The sequence below is a fragment of the Pseudoalteromonas sp. DL2-H2.2 genome (assembly GCF_021532535.1).
Taxonomy (GTDB): Bacteria; Pseudomonadota; Gammaproteobacteria; order Enterobacterales; family Alteromonadaceae; genus Pseudoalteromonas; species Pseudoalteromonas rubra_A.
Window position 1 is genome coordinate 221830 of record NZ_JAKGBD010000004.1, and the last position, 21640, is coordinate 243469.

Genomic DNA, 21640 nt, shown 5'->3' on the forward strand with positions numbered 1-21640 from the left:
TGTGCCTGGCCGCACTTTAGCCACGGCAAGCGTTGAGTAAATGCTCGCTGAATAGTCCGGTCGCGACCACCACTTGTGCGCCGTGACGCTGAATGCTGTGCAATCGAGTCGCCAATTGCTGTACTTTGGTTTCTGGTAGAGATTTCTGCACTATGCAACTGCGGATCACTGCCAGGCTGATGTCATTAATTTCCCGTGCCTGCTCGAGCGGTTTTGAAAGCGCGTTCAGGTCCGGGGTCTGTTGCAGCAAGGGCGCTAACTGGCGATAGTCTGCGTGCCAGATTGTCAGCTGGCTCTCTATGCGCCGTAATATGCTGCGATCACCGCGTCTGAATTGTGTTAATTGCTGATAGAGCTGGATCAGAGCCGGGCTTTCTACCGGCAGAAAGTCGACCAGCTGAGTCAGTGGTGCATTTTGATGATACAAGCCTTGCTGATATTTTATATGATGGCGCGTGTAATAGCTGGCAGGTTCAAGTTGCTGGGCAAAACGCATCAGCAATGCCAGGTTGTCCGGGCTGTTGTGCTTTGCCAGCACGGTACTGAGCCCGTGTCTGAACTGCTTTTTATGATGCAGGCTAATGGCATCGGCAAAATCTGAGACAGGTAACAACCTGTGGTACATGTGCTCTGTGTCTGTACGAGCACGCTCAGACCAAAGTCGCTCTGCGATGGCAAACAAACGCGGCCAGCTGCGTACATCCAGGTTTTGTTCAGTCACCAGCTCACTCCAGAGGGTCGCTTCGCCACCGAGAATATTGCGCTGCGCCTGTGCACTCATCGCGCTCAAAAATGGCATATTGGTCAAGTCAGCATGAGTAAAATGTGGATCCAAACTTCCCGTGACCGGATAAACGGCGTTACCGATAAGGATCCGGCCCGACAACCCTGACTCAGAACTCAGTGTGAGCTGTGTCCGGGTCGGACCCATCCAGCTGTCGATGGTGGCGTTGAGCCGCGACATACCGGCATTATAGGGTATTAAGTGGGTATCGAGTTGCGCCTGCTTAAATGGTTGGTCGTTGAGTTGGATATAGGCATGGCGCAGCGTATTTTGCTCAGACACCAGCACCAGTTTGCCTGTCACTGCACTGCCTTTGAGCCGGGGCATAGTAAAGTCCCAGGCCTGAATGGTCTCACTCTCTTCAAGCGGATGCGCGCGCTGCAAACCGGTATCAAATGGCTCATTGCGATAATGGAAGTCAGTCGGCTGTGGCTGGTCGATGTAAAAACCGGCTGACAACAGCGCTGGGTAGCCTTGGGCGGCAATCTGGCTCAGACTGGCCTTGCCGCGCCACGACTGGATCATCACATCTTTGTCCAGTGCCGGGTGGAAAATCTCATCCCAGCCCATCATTTTTTTGTTGTGACGGCGCAAGATAGCCTGCACCTTAGCGTTGAAATGTGCTTGTAAGTCGGCGCTTGTGGCGAGCTGATGTTTGTCCATATAGGCCTGCACCCGTTTACTTTCCTGCCAGTGTTTTGGATGAACTTCGTCTCCGCCTATGTGCAAGTAAGGGTCCGGAAAAAGCGTGGCAAGCTCAGCAACCATGGCGTCGATAAAGTCATATACTTGGGGTTTGCTTGGGTCGAGTAGCGGTTCAAACACCCCCCAGCCATCTTCCATCTGATAGGGCTTAACCTGAGTCATTAACTCCGGATAGGCCACCGCAATGGCAGAGGCATGTCCGGGCACATCAAACTCCGGCACCACCCGGATCCCCAGATGACTGGCGTACTGAACCACATCTTTGATCTCTGCCTGCGTATAGTACTGACCGTCTGAGGCAAGCTTATGTAGTTTGGGATACGTTTTTGAGGCAAAACGCCAGCCCTGATCGTCTGTCAGGTGCCAGTGAAACACATTCAGCTTGGCCGCAGCCATGCCGCGCAGCTGGCGTTTAATCGCTGCAACGGAAATAAAATGGCGGACGCTGTCGAGCAGCAGTCCACGCCAGGGAAAGCGGGGGCTATCTTCTATCTGCAACAGCGCCAGTTCGCGGCTGTCACGGGCGAAATATAATAACTGGCTGAGCGTTGCCAGTGCATGGAGTGCACCAAAATCAGCAGGCGCGCTAATAACTATGCCTGTTTTGCTGATACTCAGCTGATACTGTTCATTCTGGTTAAGCTGTGGTAGACGATGAGCGGGTGCCTGTGAGTCTCCGACGGTGACGACGATAGGCAAAGCCGTTTCAGCGGCGACCGGCGATACCTGATATCCGAAATCGGCGAATTGTTGCTGATAGTAGGTTTTAATAAACGTGCTACGCAGTGGCGATAAGCCTCTGAGCGAGAGTGTCAGCGGCTTGTCTAATGCCAGCGTTTGCGCCGACTGCACCAAGGAAGTTGGCATAGGCATCAAAATGGGCGTCTGGTCAAATGGCTGCGCCTGACCAGCAGGGGCCAATAGTAAGCTTATAAACACGCCACACAGCAAAGTCTTTAATCGAGCCATCATAGTGATCATTTCCCTGAAATACAGAACAACAAAAGTTCTATAAAATCGTGTTTATGGGAACAGTGCAAATGAGAGATTTTCAATCTGATGTGTTCAGTCGTGTATAAGGGCCGCAATCATGGGGAGGGTGCAGAACAGGCTGAAGCTTGCCCCTTCAACAGGGGTGCATCAGTCTATTCCAGAGTGCTAATGACTATTGCATACGCTTGATTTCAATCATACCTATATAAGCACCCGACTCGCGATGCACACCTGCCGCAAAGTCGCTGTCAGCGGGGTCACTGGTGAGCAGCATTACCGGCTCTGCGGGGCTGGTAGCCTGGTTAGCCGAGCCAAAGCGTGACCCGCTGTCACTGCCGGCATCGTAAACCTTGAGCTGAATGGTTTGACTGTCCAGCCACTGATTGTCTGTAAACAAAGGCACGCCTTGCAGGCCGATAAACCAGTCAGGGCTGGGCGCAACCATAGACACCACACTCAGCAGCGGAAATTGCTGACTGGCTTCGAAAGTAAAGGTAATGCTTTTGGCGCTGTTTGGGACACCCGATTCGTCAATCAGATAGTTTGAGTTACCAGCATTTTGGATGGAACTGATCTCGTCTTTGAGCTGGGATTTGGCGCCCGTTTCGGCCATGCTGATCATGCCTGCAGAGGCGGGGAGGTCGGGTTTAAAGATGAAGCCGTCTGCATTATGGGTGAGCCCAACCAGGGGAGAGAAATGAGAGTTCGCCGGGAAGTTAGTGGCAAAGTTGTCGGCTTCCCAGGTGCGGGTAAAGGTCAGCTGATAGGTGGCAGTGTCCTCTGCCTGCTCATTGGTTGTCGTGTCAGTATTGGTATCCGTATTTGTATCAGTGCTGGTATCCGTACTTGTATCAGTGTTGGATGTCTCTGTACTCGTTTCATTGCTAGTATTGTTGCTGACATTTGTCTGGGTTGTCTCCCCACCGCCTCCGCCGCCGCAGGCCGTTAACGTAAACAGAATAAGTGCGCAAAGTGATGTGTTAGCTGTGCTCATATTAGCCTCGTGTAAGTGAGTCAGGGTCTGGTAACAAGACCTGAGCAATGGCAGTGCCATTTCACGTTTAGTGTAAAAAATATACAGGTTGTCCTCGGTCTGTGTCACTCGGATAAAGTAAACCGAGGTGTACCGACTTGAGAGATCCTCAACTGTTTTTCCCTCTCAGGTATGTAAGACTCGTAACAACATGACGCTAATAAAGGAATTTATATGAAATCTCTGATCTTAACCGCCCTGGTGAGTAGCACGGCATTGGCAAACCCGTTACTGGGCAGCTGGGAGTTTGTTGAAGGACAGTACGCCACCGCAGAGGGCATAGTATCTGCCAAAGCACCGCAATTAACCTCGGTGAAATTGATCACCCCGACACACCATAGCTATATCACCCAGAGTCAGGGCAAGTTTAAATATGCGGGAGGTGGCACTTATGTGTTAAAGGGCGATCAGTTTATCGAAACTTATGAGTACGGCAACGTCACGTCATTATTGGGCAGAACCATGGCCTTTAGCTACAAAGTAGAAGGTGATTTATGGCACCATGAGCTGTACGAAAATGGCCAGTTTGTTGAACGAGAGATTTGGAAGAAAGTCCGTTAATTGTACATCAGGGTTAGTATAGACTGTTTTGTAATTTGCAATAATAGAGTGAGCCCCTAAACTAACAGTTGGGCGCGTGTGGTACCGGGGGCGTTGTGAAACTGTGTTTACTCTTGTGTATGGTGTTGTGGCTCGCCACCGCACGACCTGCCAGTGGCGCAACCATTCAGGTCGTGACTGAGTATCTATATCCCTACCAAATCAAAAATGACGATGGCTCATTGGGCGGCTTTATGACAGAGGTCGTCTATGCCCTGTGCCAGCAGGTGGGCGATACGCCCGACATTAGTGTGATGCCCTGGGCACGGGCTTATCAGACCGCTGTGACGACCGAAAACGTGCTCATCTATTCTATCGTGCATACTCAGGCGCGAAGCCCACTTTTTCATTGGATAGGCGAAGTACAAACCGAGCCCATCTTCTTATGGGGCCTGAAACGGCGTTTTCCCGTGCAATCAGATTCTCTGATGCTGCTCAAACAGCATAGGGTAGCCGTGTTGAGGGGCTCCAACGTGGCCCATTATCTGGCAAAGCAACAGTTTTCCGATCTGAAGCCGCTCAGTTATGAAGAGCAGTTACTACAAATGCTGGAAAAAGATCGCCTGGATCTGGTGGTTGGCACAGAAGAAACCATTTGGCAGCGCGCCAATAAGGCGGGTGTGGATTTCAATGCGCTGAGGAAGGTTGCTGAGCTCAAGGCGCTCAACACCAATCTCAGTATTGCCTTGAACATCCAGTCTGATCCTAACCTGGTAGAGCGCTATCGAGCGGCGTTTTCAGAGATAAGCGCTAACGGCCAGCTGGCAGCAATACAGCAAAAGTGGTTTAACTATGCTCAGGTCGCAAAACAGTGATCCTGACCCGGCAGGCTGCCGGGTCACGGGTGATTACTTCAGTGTTTCACCTAAAGAAACCGGGGCGCTGGTTTGGGCCTTAATTGCATCAAGTACGCCTACCAGCGTGGCATGCTGGCTGTTTGGGTGAGCACGTAGGCTAATACTGGTGATCTCTCCCTGTGCACCCAGGCGGGCGACGTTAATACTCACACTGTCGAGATCGATTTGCCGATTGTTCAGGTAGACCTGATTTTTGGCATCGATTGAAAATACCGGTGTCAGGTTAGGCACAACCGCAGTCACAGCTTGCTCGGTGCGGTTGAGCGGCAGCGCGGTTTCTCGCATAAAGCTGGCCGTGACAATAAAAAATATCAGCAAAATAAATACAATATCCAGCATAGGGTTCATATCGACTGTGACGTCAGAAGGTATACGTTGATGTGCAGTTTTTATCATAATGATAGGTCCTTTTTTTATTGTTGCTCTTAGAGCCTAGACCGCAGTTGTTAGTTTAGATTTAATGTCCCGTTAATGTTTACAAACTTTTACTTTGGGCGTGCAAAGTCGGGTGTCAGCGTTGCTGCTTAGGTATTATCGGATGGTGCGCCCTGACGCTGTACATTGCGCTCAAGTATTGCCGTCATCGGTCGATGACTTATTGAAAGTACGGCACTTTATTCGTTAGAGTGTCTTTAAACCGTACATGTCAGATATCTATAAGGAAAATAGGATGAAGGTGACTACACCCAGCAGTGGGGGAGCAAGCGGGCAGCTTGATGTGCAAAACAAGGTGTCGACCAGTACCAACCTCAAGGTGGCCAAACAGACCGATATGCCTGCTGCCAACAATGATGGGCAAACATTAGCCAAAGATGTATACCACGGTGCGCAAGCGCCATCACCGGCACTGGTTTATGAGCGGCCCTTAGCTATCACCGTTTCTGATGAGCAGGAAACGCCAAAGCAATATAGTGAACGGATGGATGCCGCCACCGGGATGTTGTTTGCCGTTTCTATTCCTAAAATTGCCGAGGACATGAGTGCCGAGTTTGCCAAAGTGGAGCAAGAGGTAGAGCGGCTTGCCCCGAGATTGAACGACAAAGCATGGGGATTCTCCGTCAATGAGGCGGGGGCTTTGGTTGTCAGTGGTGATGATCTGACAGACAGTGAAAAGCAATTACTCGAACACAAGCTTAATGAAAATCAGGACCTGGTGGCTCTGGCACAAGCCTTTCAGGATACCATGATGGAAGGGATTGAGCTGTTAAAAGGGCCTAATGAGGGGGGAGATTATTGGGCTAAATACGATATTAACCGTAGCAATTTTGCCGACATCATTGATTTTAAAGCCCTGATGGAACAAAGCAGCCAGGATAACGAGCAAGTCAGACTGGGTAATGCCAGGCTCAATCAGTTTACGCTGGTGGATAACATTGGCGAGCAGTTACAGCGCAATGCCAGGCAGCTATAACGTGTGACAATCTGCTCTGCGGTGTGAAAAGGAATACATTCTAAATAGCCGGTTGAATAACAACCGGCGGCACTATTTATATCGCTTAGCGCTTTTTCTTCTTACCCTGAACCGCTTTAAAGCGTGGGTTATCTTTGCAGATCACATATACCCGGCCACGGCGTTTAACCACCTGGCAACCCGGGCGAGATTTGGCACTTTTCAGTGAGCTGAGTACTTTCATGGTGATTATCCTTTTTTACCGGCCAGATTCTTAAAGCGGCGGTTAAACTGTGCCACCCGACCATCGCTGGCAACCAGTTTTTGCTTACCGGTATAGAAAGGGTGAGACTCGCTCGATACATCGATAGGTACGTATGGATAAGTCACGCCGTCCACCTCTACCGTACGGTCGGTTTTGATGGTGGAGCCCACAATAAAATACTTGTCTACTGAGGTGTCGTGAAAGGCAACTAAGTGGTAATCAGGGTGTATATCTGGCTTCATTTTCTTCTCCAATTCATTGAATGCGTGTGTTATATCATAACAAAACTGTAATGAAAATAGTAAATGAAAATAATTCGCAATAGTGTCTTTGTAGTTGGGGCAGGATTAGGCGCCTTGCAGCAGTGCCGGATCGGCGCTGCTGCAACCTTTAAGGATGTTGCGTGTTAGCGGGTCAGCTTACGGGCGCGGAAATTACGACCTTTCATTTTTCCTTCGCTGATCACTTTCACCGCCTGATTGGCGTATTTGCGCTCTACCGCCACATAGGAAGACATGGCGGTGACTTTAATCTTGCCAATCTGATCGCCGCGCAAGGCTTGATTGGCCGTAAGTGCACCCAAAATGTCGCCAGGACGCAGCTTGGCCTTTTTACCACCGTCAATTTGTATTGTGACCATAGGCGCACGATGCACCTGGTTCGAAAGTACCTGCTCGCCTGGCAATGGCGTCGGCTCGATACGCAGTTTTAGATAGTCTTCCAGCATATTCACTTTGTGAGACTCTTTATAGCTCATCAGTGAGCAGGCAACGCCGGTTTTTCCTGCCCGACCGGTGCGGCCGATACGATGGACGTGCACTTCAGGGTCGTGGGCAATGTGATAGTTGATCACCATATCAACATGGTCGACGTCTATTCCACGTGCTGCCACATCCGTTGCAACCAGCACAGTTAAACTGCGATTAGCAAAACGCACCAGGGTTTTATCCCGGTCTTTTTGGTCCAGATCGCCATGCAGCGGAGCACAGTCAAAGCCATGGTCTTGCAGCATGTCGCTGACATCCTGGCATTGTGCCTTGGTATTACAAAATACCACGGCGGCATCGGGTTGATGCTGGCGTAGCAATTTGTGTAGTGTGGCGTCTCGCTCGTCGTTGTCGGCCACCTCAAAAAAGTGTTGCTCTATGGTGCTGTGATCATGCTGAGCCACCACTTCAATTTTGACCGGATCGCGCATTATATGGCCGACCAGCTGCTCGATTTTGGCCGGGTAGGTGGCGCTAAACAGCAGGTTTTGTCGCTGCTCAGGGCAGTGCGACACGATGCACTCCAGCGCTTCTTCAAAGCCCATTTCCAGCATCCGGTCGGCTTCATCCAGCACAAAGGTATTGACCTCGCCTAAACACAGGCGACCTTTACGCAAATGTTCTTCAATGCGCCCGGGTGTACCCACAACGATATGGGCCCCATGTTCCAGCGAGCCAATTTGGGGGCCCATCGGAGCGCCACCGCACAAGGTCAATACTTTGATGTTATGGATAGCCCGAGCCAGCTTACGGATTTCGACGGCCACCTGATCTGCCAGCTCCCGGGTGGGGCAAACAACCAGCGCCTGAACGCGAAAGCGCTTCACCCTCAGATTGTGGAGCAGGCCAAGGGCAAATGCGGCGGTTTTGCCTGAGCCGGTTTTTCCCTGACCGATAACGTCTTTACCGGCCAGGATCTGTGGCAGAGTCTGTGCCTGAATATCGGTCATGGTGTGATAACCAAGAGATGTCAGGTTTTCAAGTAAAGCACTAGATAGCTGAGTATCAGAAAAGGGGGTCGAATTAGGGCTGCTGGTCATAACACACTTCATATCTGGATAAAAAACCATTTTATCACGATACCGCGTCTCAAGGTGTTTTTTAGTTGGTCTCTGTTGCCATACGACAGGCACGGAATATGTAGTTGATAGGTTTATGAAGAGTAAGAAGAGGCCCTGCTGCACTCGCAAGGCCATAATGTTGCTAGGTATTTATCGTGAAGGTAGTGCTCACACTATCCACATAAGGGACCGCCTCGTCTGGTGGGGCAGTGATGTGTTTCACACGCTAATGCCGTGCAATGTCCTTGCGATTGACAAAAGTAGGGGTGGCTTTGACAGTTGTCTGTTTCTGGTTCAAACCAGCCACCTGCAACTTGGGCCGTACGTTTTGCATCGAGGGTATTTTTGTCTTTAGACAGGTTTTTCAGTTTGGTTTTTTGTATCTGTAGTTTCATGGTTAGTCCTTTGGTTTTGTATACATATTTGATACTCAATTTCCCCTAAAAAGGGAATTTTAACGTATATCAACCAAAGGGTGTTGTCAACTTGTGGGTTTTGTTAGCAAAATAAAGCGGGTTGTGGGCGGGTGTGTAACATTGCCAGCCCACAGTGTCTGAATTTTATTGTGCTTTGCGAGGAGCCGGACGTCTTCTACGGCGCTTTGGCGCGCCTTGCTTGTCATCGCCGGATTGCGGTTTTTGGCCGTTTTTGGGCTTGTTTGCCGGTTTATTTTGTGCCGTCTGCTCAGTGGCCGACGTTTTCGGTTTCTTAGGCTTTTTGGGTTTTTTTGGTTTAATGGGGCGTGTATCCAGCTTAGATTCCGGCACCGGATTTTGCGGCTCAAAGCCAGGCTCAACCACGCGCGGGATCACTTGCTGAATAAGCCGCTCAATGCCAAATAAGTCGCTGGTAACGTCTTCGCTGACAAAAGAAACCGCTTCGCCGGTTGCGCCAGCACGGCCTGTGCGACCAATCCGGTGTACATAGTCTTCATAGACGTTAGGTAAGTCAAAGTTAACAACGTGGGGGAGTTCCTGGATATCCAGGCCGCGCGCGACGATGTCAGTGGCGACCAGCACCCGTAATTCGCCGCTCTTAAACCCGGCAAGTGCCTTCATACGTGCGCTCTGGCTTTTGTTGCCATGAATGGCCGCGGCATTGATCTTAGCCTTTTCAAGGTCTCGGACCAGTCGGTTAGCGCCATGTTTGGTGCGGGTAAAGACCAGCACCTGTTGCCAGCCATGGCTTGTCAGCAGGTGTTTGAGCAAGGCGGTGCGACGACTTTTATCGACCGGGTACACCCATTGGGTGACACTTTTGGCGGTGCTGTTCGCCGGAGCCACCGATATTTCGACTGGATCCTGAATAAGTCCTTTCGCCAGTGCACGAATGTCATCAGAGAAGGTTGCCGAAAACAGCAGGTTCTGACGGCGCTGAGGCAGCAGTTTGATCAGACGTTTGATGTCGTGGATAAACCCCATGTCCAGCATTCGGTCTGCTTCATCGAGTACAAAAATGTCCAGCTGGTCAAATTTCACCGCATTTTGCTGGTACAAATCGAGCAGTCGGCCTGGCGTGGCAACCAGGACATCGGCACCTTTGCGCAGTTTCATCATTTGCGGGTTGATCTTCACGCCGCCATACACAACCTGGCAGGATAAAGTCAGGTGTTTACTGTACAGCTCAACACTTTGCCAGACCTGATCTGCCAGTTCGCGCGTGGGTGTCAGGATCAAAGCCCTGACTTGATTGGCCTGAACTTTTGGCTTGTTGCCGAGCAGCTCCAGCATTGGCAGGGTAAAGCCTGCGGTTTTCCCTGTGCCCGTTTGGGCTGCTGCCATAATATCTCGCCCCTGCAGGATGGCTGGAATGGCTTGCTCCTGAATGGGGGTTGGCGTTGAGTAGCCCTGATCGGCTACGGCTTGATTAATTTCGGGAGATAAGCCGAGACTGCTGAAGCTCATGATTGTGTACTCTGAAGAATGCGGGCCGGAAGAGTACAAGATTTGCCCCAATATAGCAATTTTTGTCAGTGCCTGAAGTGGGTTGAGTGATGGAGGGTCGCAGCTGAACGCGGCTAACCGGATTGTTCGCTGAGCAGCTCGGCAACGGGGATCTGATAAAAGCGTGCCAGATCGCCTGCGGTGCGATAGTAGACACGGTTGCCGCATTCGGCGCGTTTAAGCGTGGCAATTGATACGCACAAAGCCTGATCCTGGCATGCGCAAGCTAGTTTTTCCTGACTCAGGCCCAGGCTTTTTCTAAGTTCCTTGAGCCGATGACAATTGAGTTTGACTCTGCCGTCCATTGACGTGCTCCTGACTGACTTTGAGAGCAAAGGCTAGCAGTCATTGGCGTCTTTTGCCAAATGATGATAGTGACTTTAAGTGTTCATTTTTTGCTACACACTGTCAGTATTTTTTCACCCTAATGTCTTAGATTTGGGGGCAGCGAAACTGATACCAAACTGATACTGAACTGATACCAACAAGCGGGTCATTCGCATCTACACTGAGTGCCAGTTGAATAAGCCCCGCATGGTGCGGGATTACTGGAAATAATAAGGAAACAATTATGTCTCAGACAATTCATAACCTGGGTGCCTATGGTTCTGTGGTACTGGCAAAAGATTTCAGCAAAGATTTTATCAATGCGTTTGAGCACATTAATCAGCGCGATGGTGTGAAAATCACGCCACTGGCTGGCCAGTCTCAGGTGGTTAATGGCATTAACTATGCGTTCTACTGCCTGGTTGAGCCGGTTGTTGCACCGGATGTGGCAAAAGTAAACAAGCTAGAGCTTATCGTAGTACATGCGCTGGATGACAAGTACACTGAAAGCGCAGAGCGCGTATTGAGCCGCCCTGTACTGGTTCCACCTATTGGTTCGTTCGACGGTGTTGCGCTGCGTGGTGAGTTCACAGAAGCAGAGCAAGCAGCAGCTGAGCAAATTGAATCGCTGATCGGCGTAGATTATGACATCCTGGCTGCGCAGCAGCAGGTTGTTGCAGGTCTTAACTTTGTATTCTACTCAGTGGTTACCCCTGCGACACGCAATGGTCAGGCATTCTTTGCTGAGATTGAAGCATTCCGCAATCTGGATGGTAGACTGGAAAACTTTAACCTGATCCCGGTTAAGCCATAACCTATCACTGTTTGGCAACGTTGATACCTGGCCGCTCAGCTTAGTCTGCGCGGCCTTTTTGTGTCCTGGCGATAGGGCATTTCCTCTGCCAGAAAAGTGTCCATCGCTCAGTTATTCAGCCCAACTTGTACCGAGGTGACTTGCGCATTGCTTGCTATACTCAGTGGAAACACTGCAAGGAAACTGACAATGAAAGTGATTCTGCTACTAGTCACACTGATATTTACCTGTGTGGCATCAGCCGATGAAAAACAAGCACCGCCGCTGAACCCGGCATACAAGGGTGAGCACGGCATGGTATTGATGAATCGGGGCTCACGGATTTATGCAAGTAACTTTCCATCGTATGGGCTACCCAACGATATTCATGTTGTATACCGGCTCGAGAATCCGGATGTGGCCTTTCTGAGCCTGATCAGAGATTCAAAACTGATCACCATCAAACCCGAGCCGTTTAACTTACAACGGCTGGAGCGCGGCGAAGAAGTAACAATAATGGCTGATGTTTATGAAGGCCACTACGCACGTGATGGCCGGCTGGTGTATCCGCAGCGGCAACTGGTGCTCAGTGATAAGCTATTTGCCCGCAAGCTCAGTAAACTGGAGCCCGCTTCTCAGTGGCACGAATATGACGTCATTGAAATCAATAAAACGGAGCGCATTTACGTGCACAAGATTCAGCAAAGGCCCAGCTTTAATCACCTGATTTTTGTTGATTTAACCGGAGCCTGCCTGCAAAAGTTCCGGGCCTCAAAGCGGGTGCCCAACGCAGGGGAGCTGGCCTACAAGTTCATTAACTGCGGCACACTGAAACAGCTTTTTTATGATGCAGAAAGCTATATGTAACAAGGCGGCACAGGCCGCCTGTATCGACTGTGGTGCGTACTGTTGAGGTGGTCGATGTCTCTGTTGCTCAGAGCCATCGCCTGACGCGTGCACGGTATTCCTCGTAATCTTCAGCAAATTTATTGCCCATGGCCTGTTCCTCATGGCGTATGTACCAAAAGTCGACCACCACAATAAATAACAGGGTTAACCCGAGTGACCACTGCGTTGCGCCGCACAGCAGCGCACAACCTAATAGCGCACTACTCATCCCCAGGTACATGGGGTTACGCGAATAAGCAAATGGCCCCTGGGTGATCAGTTTATCCGGGTCATCAAATGTCATGATGTTTGTCTTAGCCTGCTTAAAGATCCCTTTTGCCGTTTGCGCCAGGGCAAGACCTCCCAACAAGAAAGGCAACCCGAGTAAGTTGTAAGGGGTGAGCAGAAGGTGTGCCAGTTCGCTGTACCAGCAGCCGACTAGCATGATTGTTATAAAAAGTATCAGTAATATTGGTGGCAGTAATCGCTGCATTGTGAGTCTCCATTCATTGTGCGGACAGAGGCACTCTAGCAAGCGACTTGAGCATCGGCCTTAACCTAGGTTAAGCCCATCTGGTTTCTTATTCTGGACAAGGCCACATCGGTGATCCCCAGATACATGGCCACCTGGCGCAGCGGGATCTGGTGGCTGGTATCACTGAATTCGAGTAAAAACGCCTGATAGCGCTCAGTGGCACTTTGCATTAAAAAAGCAGCCTCGCGTTGTTCTTTTTTAATCACCAGGCGCTCATACAGGCGCCGGACAAAAGTGGCTACTTCGACGTGTTGTTCAGACAATTCGAGCAGTGTGCTGTAGTGGATCTTTGCCGTGGTGCAGTGGGTGATGGCTTGTGTTGCAAATGGGCTTGGACAACCGGTTACCAATGAGCTGACGCTGGTAAAAGCGCCGCCCGGCTGGACCAGAGATTTATTACGCTCGTTACCTTGGCTATCCAGGTAGAAATAGCGGCCAATCCCGTCAAGTAAAAAAGAGACGCTCTTAACTGTGTCACCACAGGCAAAAATCGTGGCGTTGGCCGGGTAATGCTGTATGTGCATGGCGTGAGCCAGGCGGGCTGTCAATGATTGGTCGAGCGCAGAGACTTGGTTCAATATCGTGTGTAGCAGAGCAAAATGAGACATATCCATTGTATTTCTAATTCCATTATTCTTTAGAGTTATTCCGTGCGCCAGAATCGGCACAGCAAATCACAGGCATAGAGGATTTATTTCGACAGAACGCAAGATGAATACAAAGTCCTGCTCAGGGCCCCGCATCCATCGAGAATAAAAAGGGCTGCTTTGTGCAGCCCTGTGTGCTTGACGCGTGTTTACCATTTGGATTACTGGCACACCCGGTGTGCCAGTAACTGTGTTGCAGATTAGGGATAATAGGCTATTGAACACATATCGCCAGTACAGGTTACGCCACGGTCGATAATCAATGTAAATAGCTGCTCAATGGTACTGATATCGATGTGTGACAAGGCGTTGTCGTACAAGTAGAGGTAGCTCAACTTACTGTTATTGGTTAAATCGAGAGATGTGATCCGGTTACTAACCAGGTTTAAATCCACTAGTGCATTATTACTTGAAGTGTCCAGCCCTGTTAGCTGGTTGTTTTCGGCCATCAGGGTATGCAATGCAGCACTTTGGGCGATATTAAGCTGAGCGATATTATTCTCTCTCACGTCAACGTAGTTGAGTGCAGCTTGACCTGAGACATCTAACCTACTTAGCTGGTTTTTGTAAACCGATAGGCTTTGTAAGGCCGAGTTGGCTGCCAGATTAAGCCGGGTCAACTGGTTGTAGTTGGCACTTATTGACTCGATTGCCGGATTTGCAGTGGTATCCAATTGCGTCAGCAGGTTGCCGTCTACTTCCAGGGTAATGAGCGCCGGGGTCGATGAAAGATCAAGTTCTTTCAGCTGATTGTATACTGCCCGCAGCTCTGTGAGTGCATCATGACGGCCCAGCGTCACAGAGGACAATTGATTGTAGTTTACAAGCACTGAGCTAAGTGCAGGGTTGTTACTCAGGTCCAGCGTTGTGAGTTGGTTTGAACTTGCGCTCAATTCTTCCAGTGCTGGTAGCTCAGATAAGTCCAGCGATTTGAATTGATTTGAAGTTATGTCTAACTCTTTCAGTTCTGACAGCTTTGATAGCTCCAGCATTGTGAGTTGGTTTGCACTTACATCCAATTTTTGTAGTTTTGAAAGCGCAGATAGATCCAGCTCTTTGAATTGATTGTTGTATATAACGAGGCTTTCGAGCGCCTCGATACCTGATAAGTTAAGCGATGTGAGCTGGTTACCAGAGGCGTAAAGCTCAGAAAGCGACGGTGTGTTTGTAACTGATAGTGTTGTGAGCGAATTGTCTCTCAGATATAGGCCCTGCAATTCGGGTAGATCTGCAATGCGTAATGTTGCCAGCTGGTTATTGCTCGCACTCAGCGTATGCAGCTTGGGCTTATTAGTAATGTCCAGCTGGGTGAGTTGATTATCAGATAAATAGGCGAATTCTAATAGTGCATTGGCAGATAAATTGATGCTGCTCAGTGGGGTTAGGCTGACGTCCAGATCGCGCAGCTTGGTATTATATGAAAGGTCAAGGCTGGTAAGTTGTGCCCACCAGACAGACAGGTTTTCTAATTCAGGTACATTTGACAGATTCAAGCTGTTAAGTGGTACACCCTGAAACCATACGTCAATGAGTTTAGGGTTAGTGGACAAATCCAGTGTCGTGATTGGCATTGAGCTCAACCCCAGAAGCTCCAGTTGTGGTAATTTGGATAGGGCCAGGTTGTCCAGGTAATAACTGCTTACCTTGAGCTCTTTTAGGTTGGGGGTAACAGAGACATCCAGCTGAGGTAGTTGCTCTGCATACACGGTTAGCTGCTCAAGCTGTGTGTTATTGGACAAATCGAGCGTGGTGAGCTTGTCACTTTTAACTGACAACTTTTCAAGTAACGGATTACGACTAATATCCAGGCTTTGTAAGCCCCATGCATGGGCAAACAGCTCCGTCAGCGAAGTCTGTTTAGAGATATCCAGCGTATCGAGTTGCGAGTCATATATTTTCAGTGTTTGCAGTGCCGTGTTGTTGCTGACGTCCAGTGCTGTGAGGGCGTTGCTTTCGATTGCAAAGTGAGTCAGCGCGGTGTTTTTTGACACATCCAGATTCTGCAAACTATCTGCGAATACCGTGAGTTCTTTTAGGCCCGTATTTTGTTTTACCGTGATGCTTGTCAGCTGGGTGCCCGACACAGATAGCTTTGTCAGTGCAGTGAGGTTTGAAAAGTCCAGTTGGGTAAAGCCATTACCAGAAACAGACAGTTCGGTTAGTGCATCATTCACCGGAAAGCTCAGTTGTGTTAGCTGATTGTTTGACAGGTGAAGTGCGCCAAGCATGGGGTTGTATGAGATATCTAACTCACTCAGCTGGTTGTTTTGTACATTGAGTTCAACGAGGTTAGATAAGCCAGACAAATCCAGGGTAGAGAGTTGATTATAAGCAAGCTGTAAATAGGTCAGAGCCGTATTATTGGACAGATCAATGGTGGTTAATGCATTGCCCTGCAGGTCCAGTGATTGCAAGTTCGGATTATTATTCAAACTAATGTGTGTTAATGCATTATCGCTAACGGTTAGTGAATGTAAAAGCGGGTTATTGCTCAAATTAATCTGTGTTAGTGCATTGCGCTGAAGGTCCAGTGATTGCAAGTGTGGATTATTATTCAAACTAATGCTTTTTAGCGCGTTACCGGCCAGGGTGATGCTTTGCAGCGCGGTATTTTTGCTAAGGTCAATTTCAGTAAGTTGATTATTGGATGCCCATAAATAGCTCAGTTGTGTTGCATCAGTGAGATCCAGACTGGTCAGTGGGACGCTGATAAGAGAGAGCTCACGCAGCGCTGGGTTGTGCGACAAGTCGAGTTGACTAACTGCCACACTGCCGAGCCACAGATAGTTCAGCTTGGCATGGTCAGAGAGATCCAGGGTTGTTATTAACGTATCGCTAAGACTCAAACTTTCAAGGTTTATGTTCTTACTGAGATCTAGGTTCGATAGCACATGGCTGGTTACTGACAGATAGGTTAGGTCCGGGTTGTTTGACACATCCAGCGCTTGTAATTGAGCAGAGTGCACTGATAGATCAGAAAGTTGTTTGTTCTTAGAGATATCCAGTATTTTAAGTTGCTCACTGGATACTGCCAGGTTGCTCAGGGCAAGGTTTTTGGATATATCTAATGACTGAAGTTGACTATCGTTTACGTGCAGGAATTCAAGTTTTGTGTTGTTTGATACATCAAGTGCTTCAAGCATTGGGCTTGTGATGATTAACGTATGTAACTCTGAATTTTCTGAGATATCCAGATTTGTTAAACTGTCGCTAGACACTTCTAAAGACTGAAGCTTTCTAAAGTGCTTGATGATGTCAGCGTTACTGATGGGTTCTTCACAGTATAAATGAATCACGTCGTCAATGTACTGGTGTTCATTGTCGCGGGCTAAACATTGCGCGAGTACCGGGTCCATATCCAGCTCGTTGAGTTTAGTGCGGGGTTTAAACTGAATTTCAACAGTACAGGCAGCTTGCATGTTTTCAATAATATAGAGATTGCCATCCAGTGTGCCGCCACACCCGGTGGCTGAGTCTGTGTAATAGCCTTCGTCAGGTTCGAGCATTAAATTGACATAATCACCTTTGCTGACCGATTGTGTCGCGGGAGTGATTTTGCCAGAGCCGCTAACATTGGTAGTCAGAGTAAAGGTTTCTTCTGGTGCAGGGGGAGCTGGTTGGTTTGTGTTATTTGCGTTGTTACTGCCACCACCACACCCACTCAAAATAAGGGAGAGCAGGGCTGCTGCAGGGAAAATACGTCTGTATATCACTGGATACTCCAAAGGCTTTTGTTGTTTGATTACTGCTTCGCAGCTATCCGTAAGGTGCTGGCTTGGCAGTATATTTTACCTATTGTAAGCGTGTCCCTGAAAATAAGATATATTAAATGTAATGATTTTGGGGTCTTGGTTTTGTAATTGTTACTTATTGGGGGTTTTGGTGTTGCGCTACTGTTTGATTGGCTGCCCTATTGCCAATCTACCTGGCATTTGCAGTAAATCTCGCAGCTGAGATATAGCATGCTGGCTGAACACTTTAATTCCGCTGCGCGCCAGCAATGCTGCGGTTACCCCTGCGCCATCGATTTTGACCCCACAGAATGTGCCGTCGTAAATTTGTGTACTGCCGCATGAAGGGCTTCCCTGAGCAAGTACCGCATATTTTATTTGCTGTTGCTGACACAGCAGTAATGCGTTTTCTGCTCCTTTAATAAATGGCGTGGTGACATCGACGCCCGTACTTTCAACGACTCTGGCTGAGCCGTTGAGCACGTCCAGGCCTTGCCCTGCGATGATCTCCGCCGGGGCTCTTGGCGTGGGTAACCCTGCCGACACTTCGGGGCAAAGCACAACCAGCTTCATATTGGATTGCAGCCAATGTAAATCGGATTCGGGGATCGACAAACAACTGGCATTGTAGCGAACTTTGTTGCCAAGCAGGCAGGCGCTAACGAGTACTTTTTCCATCAGGGATCCTTTTTAAAACAGTCAGCGCAATATATGAACTTGGCAGGTATTACGTATTGTATATAAAAATGTCCGACTGGTGCGCGTTTTTAAATGGCTTAGGGGTGTACGCTGGCACCACCAAACTGTTCAGCAAGATAGTTGATTATCTCTATGGGGTCAGTGATTGTATGGTTTTCATCCAAAATCAATACAGGCAGCCACTGTCTCTCTTCGCCCAAAATCGCAACAACTTCACTGCGCGGTTTTGGAAAGTCGATACGGTGAATATCGATAGCACTTTCCCAATGCGGGTTGGCCGATAGCGCACCTTCTATTAACGCACAATGTGAACAAATCCACATTTTCCCGGGTCCATCCTCGAACGGCATTTTCAGCACAAATAATTTTTCTTTCATTGACTTAAAGCGCATTTACACAATTAATCAGGGGGATAATACTAACATACTGATAAAATGAAAGTTGGAAAAGCTCTCTACTATTTAGCATAGCTCACGGTTGCTTTTGTTTCGCAGAGGAGTTTGCAGTTTGTTTTAAGGCAAGGGTGGAGTAGGTCTAAACTGCAGCCAGGCGCCATGGTGCAAGTGGTTATCTGCCAGCCTGGTCAGTCACTGCCACCACCACCATCAGAACCGCCGTTGTCCAGTTCAATACTCAACTCGGATTTACTTTTAGATGTGTTAAAAGCACTCAGAATAAAAACAACACCGCCAGCTATTATTAGCCAGCCTACTTGTTCAGGTGGCTCAGAAGTCAGTTTTTCATATCCAATATAAGCCACTGCAAAGCCAGCAATGAGTGGTATCAGTTTCATTTGAACTCCCTGTGAATTTAGGCGCGAACTAGCAGGCGTCTATTGTGATGTCCTCGTTAGATTTTGCAACCTCGGATAGTCATTTCATACATGCGCAATCTTAAAACTCGACTGTAAAGTACATATTAGGTAAAGATTGAGGCCCACTCAGTCGCATTTTGCGCCAACGAGGTAATCGTATATATTTGACCTAAATGCTCAGTGCAGATGTTTGGGCAAGGCATATGGGTTTTTGCCCAGCGGAATTTCTAGCCGGTTGCTGTTTTTTTTCGGCTCAGACCCTATCATTTCGTCGTAAGCACTTTCATGTCTGAGGACGATTTCATTGATATCAAATTGCTCAAAGTGCTCTCTCATCTCGGTTAAGTTTCTGGTCAGCAGGGTTGTTTTTTCATCTTTCCAGACGATATGTTCTGCACCATTTATTATGACAATTGCTTGATACAGCGCCTGATCAAGGGAGTTGATGATGAGCTTATCAATTTTTTTTGCTGCCAGGTCTTTATAGAATAGCTTCATATCTTCATTACCATGTATGTCTTGGTTAGTAACAGAGTAATGGTTTGCGCCAGTTACTCGCACTGGTTTCGTTTGGCATGTATTGTGAGCAAGCAAACCAACCGTGCTCTTGGTCATTTGCTTATGCTCAAATTAGTACGAACGTTAAATAAGCCAAGATCAAGCGCCTGAGGCTTTTGTTGACTGTAGGTGCCAGTCACGCTTTTACTGCAACTGTTCAGTATTATTTTTAGAGGGGTTGATGGTGCTAATATCGAAATTTATTCTCCATGCCACACCTGTAAACCACGTCTGCTTTTGAGCAACAAAAGCGAGCCGTATTCTATTCCAGGCAGGTTTACTTTGCTTGTGTCACTCAAGCTGAAATCTAGGCTCTGCTTTGGCTTTCAACTGTGCAACCATGCCTTGCTCCCACGCATATTGGCTTTTTGAGCGCCATTCAAACCCACCCGTTTTACTTTCATTGGCGCTTGCAATTTGGTTCATCATCGATTTAAAGTCGATAATATCTGAAAAGTTTTCATTGTTTACATCATACTTGCCCCAGTATTGGCTCTTACCCGAGTCTCCTCGTTGAATTTCAAGTCCTTCGATAAAATGCGCTTTAAAATCTTGCGCAGCCTTCACCAGGCTATCGTTACTGTTGAGGTTAGTTTCTATCACATCACGCTGCGCATCCGATAGCTGGCCTGTAGCAACCAAAACACCTTGGTCATTCACTGAAAACCCCCAGTCTTTATGCCTTAATTCAGGTGATTCACTCAGAATTTTCTTTTCTAAGCCAGAGTACGCTTGAAACATACGCTGAGCCGCTTTAGGTGTGTCACTATAAAGTTTGTCCATAGAGGTAAAAATCGCTTCAATTGTACCTCGGTGCGATTCAAAAGCAGGGGGAAGGTTTAAGCGACCATCCGGTGTGTAATTTGCTTTTTCATAATCAGAAAAGTCGGCGTTTGAGCGGGTGAATATGTCATCGGCAAGGACCGTATTCAGTGCTTCATCTTGGCTCTTAGTCGCGTCTTGATGAAGTGCTTTATTATCTTGGAGTGCTGGGGCAGTTTGATTACTGGCATACTGTATTGCCCCTTGGTTATTACTCACTTTCATGTCATATTCCTTATTTCACTATAGTGTGTACTAATCTTGTTAATCGACTTAAAGCTTCAAAACTCAAGTAAAAAAATTCTAACTTAGATAACGTATTATGCAGGGCGTACGTATATTTTGTTAGTTGTCATTCACCACAGATGAGCTTTGTCCTGAACTTATCATCAAAGTTAGCCCCAACACACTTACCACAGATCAAGTTTTTACAAGCCGTGTGCTATTTGATCAGGTTGCGAATGACAATTCTGAACTACGCGATACTTTTCGACGAAACTGGCTCGCTGATCTGGCAAGTACCTTCGCCAGATATAACATTACTCTAATATTTCTCTTTAATCGCCAGAAGATCAACCACGTTAGGTTACTCCTTACTCCAAACACCCAGAGTGCAGCTTGCCCTGCGGGTTAATCACTCGACGCACGGTAATAAATAAGCATGCGGTAATAGACACACTCATCATGACCCAGACGGCTATCATGATCATCACCTGGTATTTGATGGCGACCATAGGGCTGGCGCCGCCGAGGATCTGGCCGGTCATCATGCCAGGTAACGACACCAGGCCTGTGGTGGCCATGGTCGCCAAAATGGGCGCAAGTGCTTTTTGCAGCGCGTTTTGTACAAAGGGTAAAGTAGCATCGCGTACCTGTGCCCCCAGCGACAGTGCGGCTTCATATTCAGGCCAGCGGGTTTTAAAGGCATCGAAGAAGTGTTGCAGGCAAACGATGTTGGCATTGAGGCTGTTGCCCAGCAACATGCCCGCCAGTGGGATCAGATACTGAGCATGGTAATAGGGCGTTGGCTGGATAATCACCAAAGTGACAAAACTCAACAGGGGTAAGAGGCCGGCACACAACCCGGTAAACACGGCCACAAAGAGCGGGCGCCTTGGCAGGCGGGCTTTACTGAGAATAGCGCTACTGCCGATGAGTAGCATCACCAATAACCAGGCTAGGTTCACCCAGAGATTATTGAGGGTAAACAGATATTCCAGATACAGGCCGACCAGCAATAACTGTACGGCCATGCGGATCAGTCCAATCACGGCTTCTTTACCAATATTGAGCTGATACAGCGCGTTGATAGCAAAAGGCAGCAGCAGGGTCAGGCTAAACAAGCCCAGCTGCCACCACTGGATGTCGATTACCTGTTGCATCTGGGTGCCTGGTTTATATAAGTGTTTTAATTACAGTCGATTATTA

The 21640-nt window shown here is 48.4% G+C and carries 23 protein-coding genes; 5 read left to right on the forward strand and 18 right to left on the reverse strand.

The genetic code is table 11. The annotated features are described in order from the left end of the window. Nucleotides 1-16: 16 nt before the first annotated feature. Both L1285_RS09100 and L1285_RS09105 read right to left on the reverse strand, forming a co-directional pair. On the reverse strand, nucleotides 17-2461 hold the full coding sequence (locus tag L1285_RS09100; protein WP_235412055.1) for a family 20 glycosylhydrolase: 2445 nt from the start codon (nucleotides 2459-2461) through the stop codon (nucleotides 17-19). A 193-nt stretch (nucleotides 2462-2654) separates the two neighbouring features. Next, a complete protein-coding gene (locus tag L1285_RS09105) occupies nucleotides 2655-3476 on the reverse strand; it encodes a spondin domain-containing protein (RefSeq protein WP_235412057.1) in 822 nt (273 codons plus the stop codon). Between the two features lie 213 nt (nucleotides 3477-3689). Between L1285_RS09105 and L1285_RS09110 the strand changes: the two genes are divergently transcribed. Together L1285_RS09110 and L1285_RS09115 are read left to right on the forward strand one after the other, a co-directional pair. Then, entirely contained in the window at nucleotides 3690-4076 is a 387-nt protein-coding gene (locus tag L1285_RS09110; RefSeq protein ID WP_235412059.1) for a hypothetical protein, read from the forward strand. Nucleotides 4077-4171: 95 nt separating this feature from the next. Continuing rightward, nucleotides 4172-4930, forward strand: a complete 759-nt coding sequence (locus L1285_RS09115) for a substrate-binding periplasmic protein (RefSeq protein WP_235412061.1) — start codon at nucleotides 4172-4174, stop codon at nucleotides 4928-4930. A 33-nt stretch (nucleotides 4931-4963) separates the two neighbouring features. Here the strand turns inward: L1285_RS09115 and L1285_RS09120 are convergent, their stop codons facing one another. Continuing rightward, on the reverse strand, nucleotides 4964-5368 hold the full coding sequence (locus L1285_RS09120) for an ExbD/TolR family protein (protein ID WP_235412063.1): 405 nt from the start codon (nucleotides 5366-5368) through the stop codon (nucleotides 4964-4966). A 274-nt stretch (nucleotides 5369-5642) separates the two neighbouring features. Between L1285_RS09120 and L1285_RS09125 the strand changes: the two genes are divergently transcribed. Continuing rightward, a complete protein-coding gene (locus tag L1285_RS09125; protein ID WP_235412065.1) occupies nucleotides 5643-6383 on the forward strand; it encodes a hypothetical protein in 741 nt (246 codons plus the stop codon). Nucleotides 6384-6468: 85 nt separating this feature from the next. Here L1285_RS09125 and ykgO read toward each other — a convergent pair whose 3' ends face one another. The 6 genes from ykgO to L1285_RS09155 form a co-directional block, all read right to left on the reverse strand. After that, nucleotides 6469-6606 carry a type B 50S ribosomal protein L36 gene (ykgO, locus tag L1285_RS09130; RefSeq protein WP_046003577.1) on the reverse strand — a complete coding sequence of 46 codons (138 nt, stop codon included), beginning with the start codon at nucleotides 6604-6606 and terminating at the stop codon, nucleotides 6469-6471. Nucleotides 6607-6611: 5 nt separating this feature from the next. After that, nucleotides 6612-6869 (reverse strand): type B 50S ribosomal protein L31, encoded by a 258-nt coding sequence (locus L1285_RS09135; protein WP_010384175.1) that lies wholly within the window; start codon nucleotides 6867-6869, stop codon nucleotides 6612-6614. 164 nt (nucleotides 6870-7033) lie between these two features. Beyond that, nucleotides 7034-8434: an ATP-dependent RNA helicase DbpA gene (gene dbpA / locus L1285_RS09140; RefSeq protein WP_235412067.1), complete on the reverse strand. Its 1401-nt coding sequence runs from the start codon at nucleotides 8432-8434 to the stop codon at nucleotides 7034-7036. 194 nt (nucleotides 8435-8628) lie between these two features. Then, nucleotides 8629-8850 (reverse strand): hypothetical protein, encoded by a 222-nt coding sequence (locus L1285_RS09145; RefSeq protein WP_235412068.1) that lies wholly within the window; start codon nucleotides 8848-8850, stop codon nucleotides 8629-8631. A 165-nt stretch (nucleotides 8851-9015) separates the two neighbouring features. After that, nucleotides 9016-10359, reverse strand: coding sequence for a DEAD/DEAH box helicase (locus L1285_RS09150; RefSeq protein ID WP_235412069.1), 1344 nt, complete (start codon nucleotides 10357-10359; stop codon nucleotides 9016-9018). Between the two features lie 113 nt (nucleotides 10360-10472). Next, entirely contained in the window at nucleotides 10473-10703 is a 231-nt protein-coding gene (locus L1285_RS09155) for a helix-turn-helix domain-containing protein (RefSeq protein WP_046003574.1), read from the reverse strand. A 266-nt stretch (nucleotides 10704-10969) separates the two neighbouring features. Between L1285_RS09155 and L1285_RS09160 the strand changes: the two genes are divergently transcribed. Then, nucleotides 10970-11539, forward strand: coding sequence for a hypothetical protein (locus tag L1285_RS09160; RefSeq protein WP_235412072.1), 570 nt, complete (start codon nucleotides 10970-10972; stop codon nucleotides 11537-11539). Nucleotides 11540-11728: 189 nt separating this feature from the next. Continuing rightward, nucleotides 11729-12385: a hypothetical protein gene (locus tag L1285_RS09165; RefSeq protein WP_235412074.1), complete on the forward strand. Its 657-nt coding sequence runs from the start codon at nucleotides 11729-11731 to the stop codon at nucleotides 12383-12385. Between the two features lie 67 nt (nucleotides 12386-12452). On the opposite strand, the gene L1285_RS09170 is transcribed toward L1285_RS09165, so the two are convergent. From L1285_RS09170 to L1285_RS09210, 9 genes are all read right to left on the reverse strand, one after another. Continuing rightward, nucleotides 12453-12899: a methyltransferase family protein gene (locus tag L1285_RS09170; RefSeq protein ID WP_235412076.1), complete on the reverse strand. Its 447-nt coding sequence runs from the start codon at nucleotides 12897-12899 to the stop codon at nucleotides 12453-12455. A 65-nt stretch (nucleotides 12900-12964) separates the two neighbouring features. Next, nucleotides 12965-13555: a Crp/Fnr family transcriptional regulator gene (locus L1285_RS09175; RefSeq protein WP_235412078.1), complete on the reverse strand. Its 591-nt coding sequence runs from the start codon at nucleotides 13553-13555 to the stop codon at nucleotides 12965-12967. Between the two features lie 233 nt (nucleotides 13556-13788). Then, complete coding sequence (locus tag L1285_RS09180) at nucleotides 13789-17301, reverse strand: hypothetical protein (RefSeq protein WP_235412079.1); 3513 nt, start codon at nucleotides 17299-17301, stop codon at nucleotides 13789-13791. A gap of 177 nt (nucleotides 17302-17478) precedes the next feature. After that, complete coding sequence (locus L1285_RS09185; RefSeq protein ID WP_235412081.1) at nucleotides 17479-17997, reverse strand: DUF523 domain-containing protein; 519 nt, start codon at nucleotides 17995-17997, stop codon at nucleotides 17479-17481. A gap of 98 nt (nucleotides 17998-18095) precedes the next feature. Next, a complete protein-coding gene (locus L1285_RS09190) occupies nucleotides 18096-18395 on the reverse strand; it encodes a DUF3088 family protein (protein ID WP_235412083.1) in 300 nt (99 codons plus the stop codon). Nucleotides 18396-18601: 206 nt separating this feature from the next. After that, nucleotides 18602-18811: a hypothetical protein gene (locus L1285_RS09195; protein WP_235412085.1), complete on the reverse strand. Its 210-nt coding sequence runs from the start codon at nucleotides 18809-18811 to the stop codon at nucleotides 18602-18604. Nucleotides 18812-19009: 198 nt separating this feature from the next. Beyond that, nucleotides 19010-19447: a DUF6482 family protein gene (locus L1285_RS09200; RefSeq protein WP_235412087.1), complete on the reverse strand. Its 438-nt coding sequence runs from the start codon at nucleotides 19445-19447 to the stop codon at nucleotides 19010-19012. Between the two features lie 234 nt (nucleotides 19448-19681). Beyond that, on the reverse strand, nucleotides 19682-20437 hold the full coding sequence (locus L1285_RS09205) for a hypothetical protein (RefSeq protein ID WP_235412089.1): 756 nt from the start codon (nucleotides 20435-20437) through the stop codon (nucleotides 19682-19684). Between the two features lie 368 nt (nucleotides 20438-20805). After that, complete coding sequence (locus L1285_RS09210) at nucleotides 20806-21594, reverse strand: ABC transporter permease (RefSeq protein WP_235412091.1); 789 nt, start codon at nucleotides 21592-21594, stop codon at nucleotides 20806-20808. Nucleotides 21595-21640 lie beyond the last annotated feature (46 nt).

What these genes read in the sequence shown, in the direction of transcription:
- L1285_RS09100 (WP_235412055.1), bottom strand. Translation starts at nt 2,461, where the DNA reads ATGATGGCTCGATTAAAGACTTTGCTGTGTGGCGTGTTTATAAGCTTA.
- L1285_RS09105 (WP_235412057.1), bottom strand. Translation starts at nt 3,476, where the DNA reads ATGAGCACAGCTAACACATCACTTTGCGCACTTATTCTGTTTACGTTA.
- L1285_RS09110 (WP_235412059.1), top strand. Translation starts at nt 3,690, where the DNA reads ATGAAATCTCTGATCTTAACCGCCCTGGTGAGTAGCACGGCATTGGCA.
- L1285_RS09120 (WP_235412063.1), bottom strand. Translation starts at nt 5,368, where the DNA reads ATGATAAAAACTGCACATCAACGTATACCTTCTGACGTCACAGTCGAT.
- L1285_RS09125 (WP_235412065.1), top strand. Translation starts at nt 5,643, where the DNA reads ATGAAGGTGACTACACCCAGCAGTGGGGGAGCAAGCGGGCAGCTTGAT.
- ykgO (WP_046003577.1), bottom strand. Translation starts at nt 6,606, where the DNA reads ATGAAAGTACTCAGCTCACTGAAAAGTGCCAAATCTCGCCCGGGTTGC.
- L1285_RS09135 (WP_010384175.1), bottom strand. Translation starts at nt 6,869, where the DNA reads ATGAAGCCAGATATACACCCTGATTACCACTTAGTTGCCTTTCACGAC.
- dbpA (WP_235412067.1), bottom strand. Translation starts at nt 8,434, where the DNA reads ATGACCAGCAGCCCTAATTCGACCCCCTTTTCTGATACTCAGCTATCT.
- L1285_RS09145 (WP_235412068.1), bottom strand. Translation starts at nt 8,850, where the DNA reads ATGAAACTACAGATACAAAAAACCAAACTGAAAAACCTGTCTAAAGAC.
- L1285_RS09150 (WP_235412069.1), bottom strand. Translation starts at nt 10,359, where the DNA reads ATGAGCTTCAGCAGTCTCGGCTTATCTCCCGAAATTAATCAAGCCGTA.
- L1285_RS09155 (WP_046003574.1), bottom strand. Translation starts at nt 10,703, where the DNA reads ATGGACGGCAGAGTCAAACTCAATTGTCATCGGCTCAAGGAACTTAGA.
- L1285_RS09160 (WP_235412072.1), top strand. Translation starts at nt 10,970, where the DNA reads ATGTCTCAGACAATTCATAACCTGGGTGCCTATGGTTCTGTGGTACTG.
- L1285_RS09165 (WP_235412074.1), top strand. Translation starts at nt 11,729, where the DNA reads ATGAAAGTGATTCTGCTACTAGTCACACTGATATTTACCTGTGTGGCA.
- L1285_RS09170 (WP_235412076.1), bottom strand. Translation starts at nt 12,899, where the DNA reads ATGCAGCGATTACTGCCACCAATATTACTGATACTTTTTATAACAATC.
- L1285_RS09175 (WP_235412078.1), bottom strand. Translation starts at nt 13,555, where the DNA reads ATGGATATGTCTCATTTTGCTCTGCTACACACGATATTGAACCAAGTC.
- L1285_RS09185 (WP_235412081.1), bottom strand. Translation starts at nt 17,997, where the DNA reads ATGGAAAAAGTACTCGTTAGCGCCTGCCTGCTTGGCAACAAAGTTCGC.
- L1285_RS09190 (WP_235412083.1), bottom strand. Translation starts at nt 18,395, where the DNA reads ATGAAAGAAAAATTATTTGTGCTGAAAATGCCGTTCGAGGATGGACCC.
- L1285_RS09195 (WP_235412085.1), bottom strand. Translation starts at nt 18,811, where the DNA reads ATGAAACTGATACCACTCATTGCTGGCTTTGCAGTGGCTTATATTGGA.
- L1285_RS09200 (WP_235412087.1), bottom strand. Translation starts at nt 19,447, where the DNA reads ATGACCAAGAGCACGGTTGGTTTGCTTGCTCACAATACATGCCAAACG.
- L1285_RS09205 (WP_235412089.1), bottom strand. Translation starts at nt 20,437, where the DNA reads ATGAAAGTGAGTAATAACCAAGGGGCAATACAGTATGCCAGTAATCAA.
- L1285_RS09210 (WP_235412091.1), bottom strand. Translation starts at nt 21,594, where the DNA reads ATGCAACAGGTAATCGACATCCAGTGGTGGCAGCTGGGCTTGTTTAGC.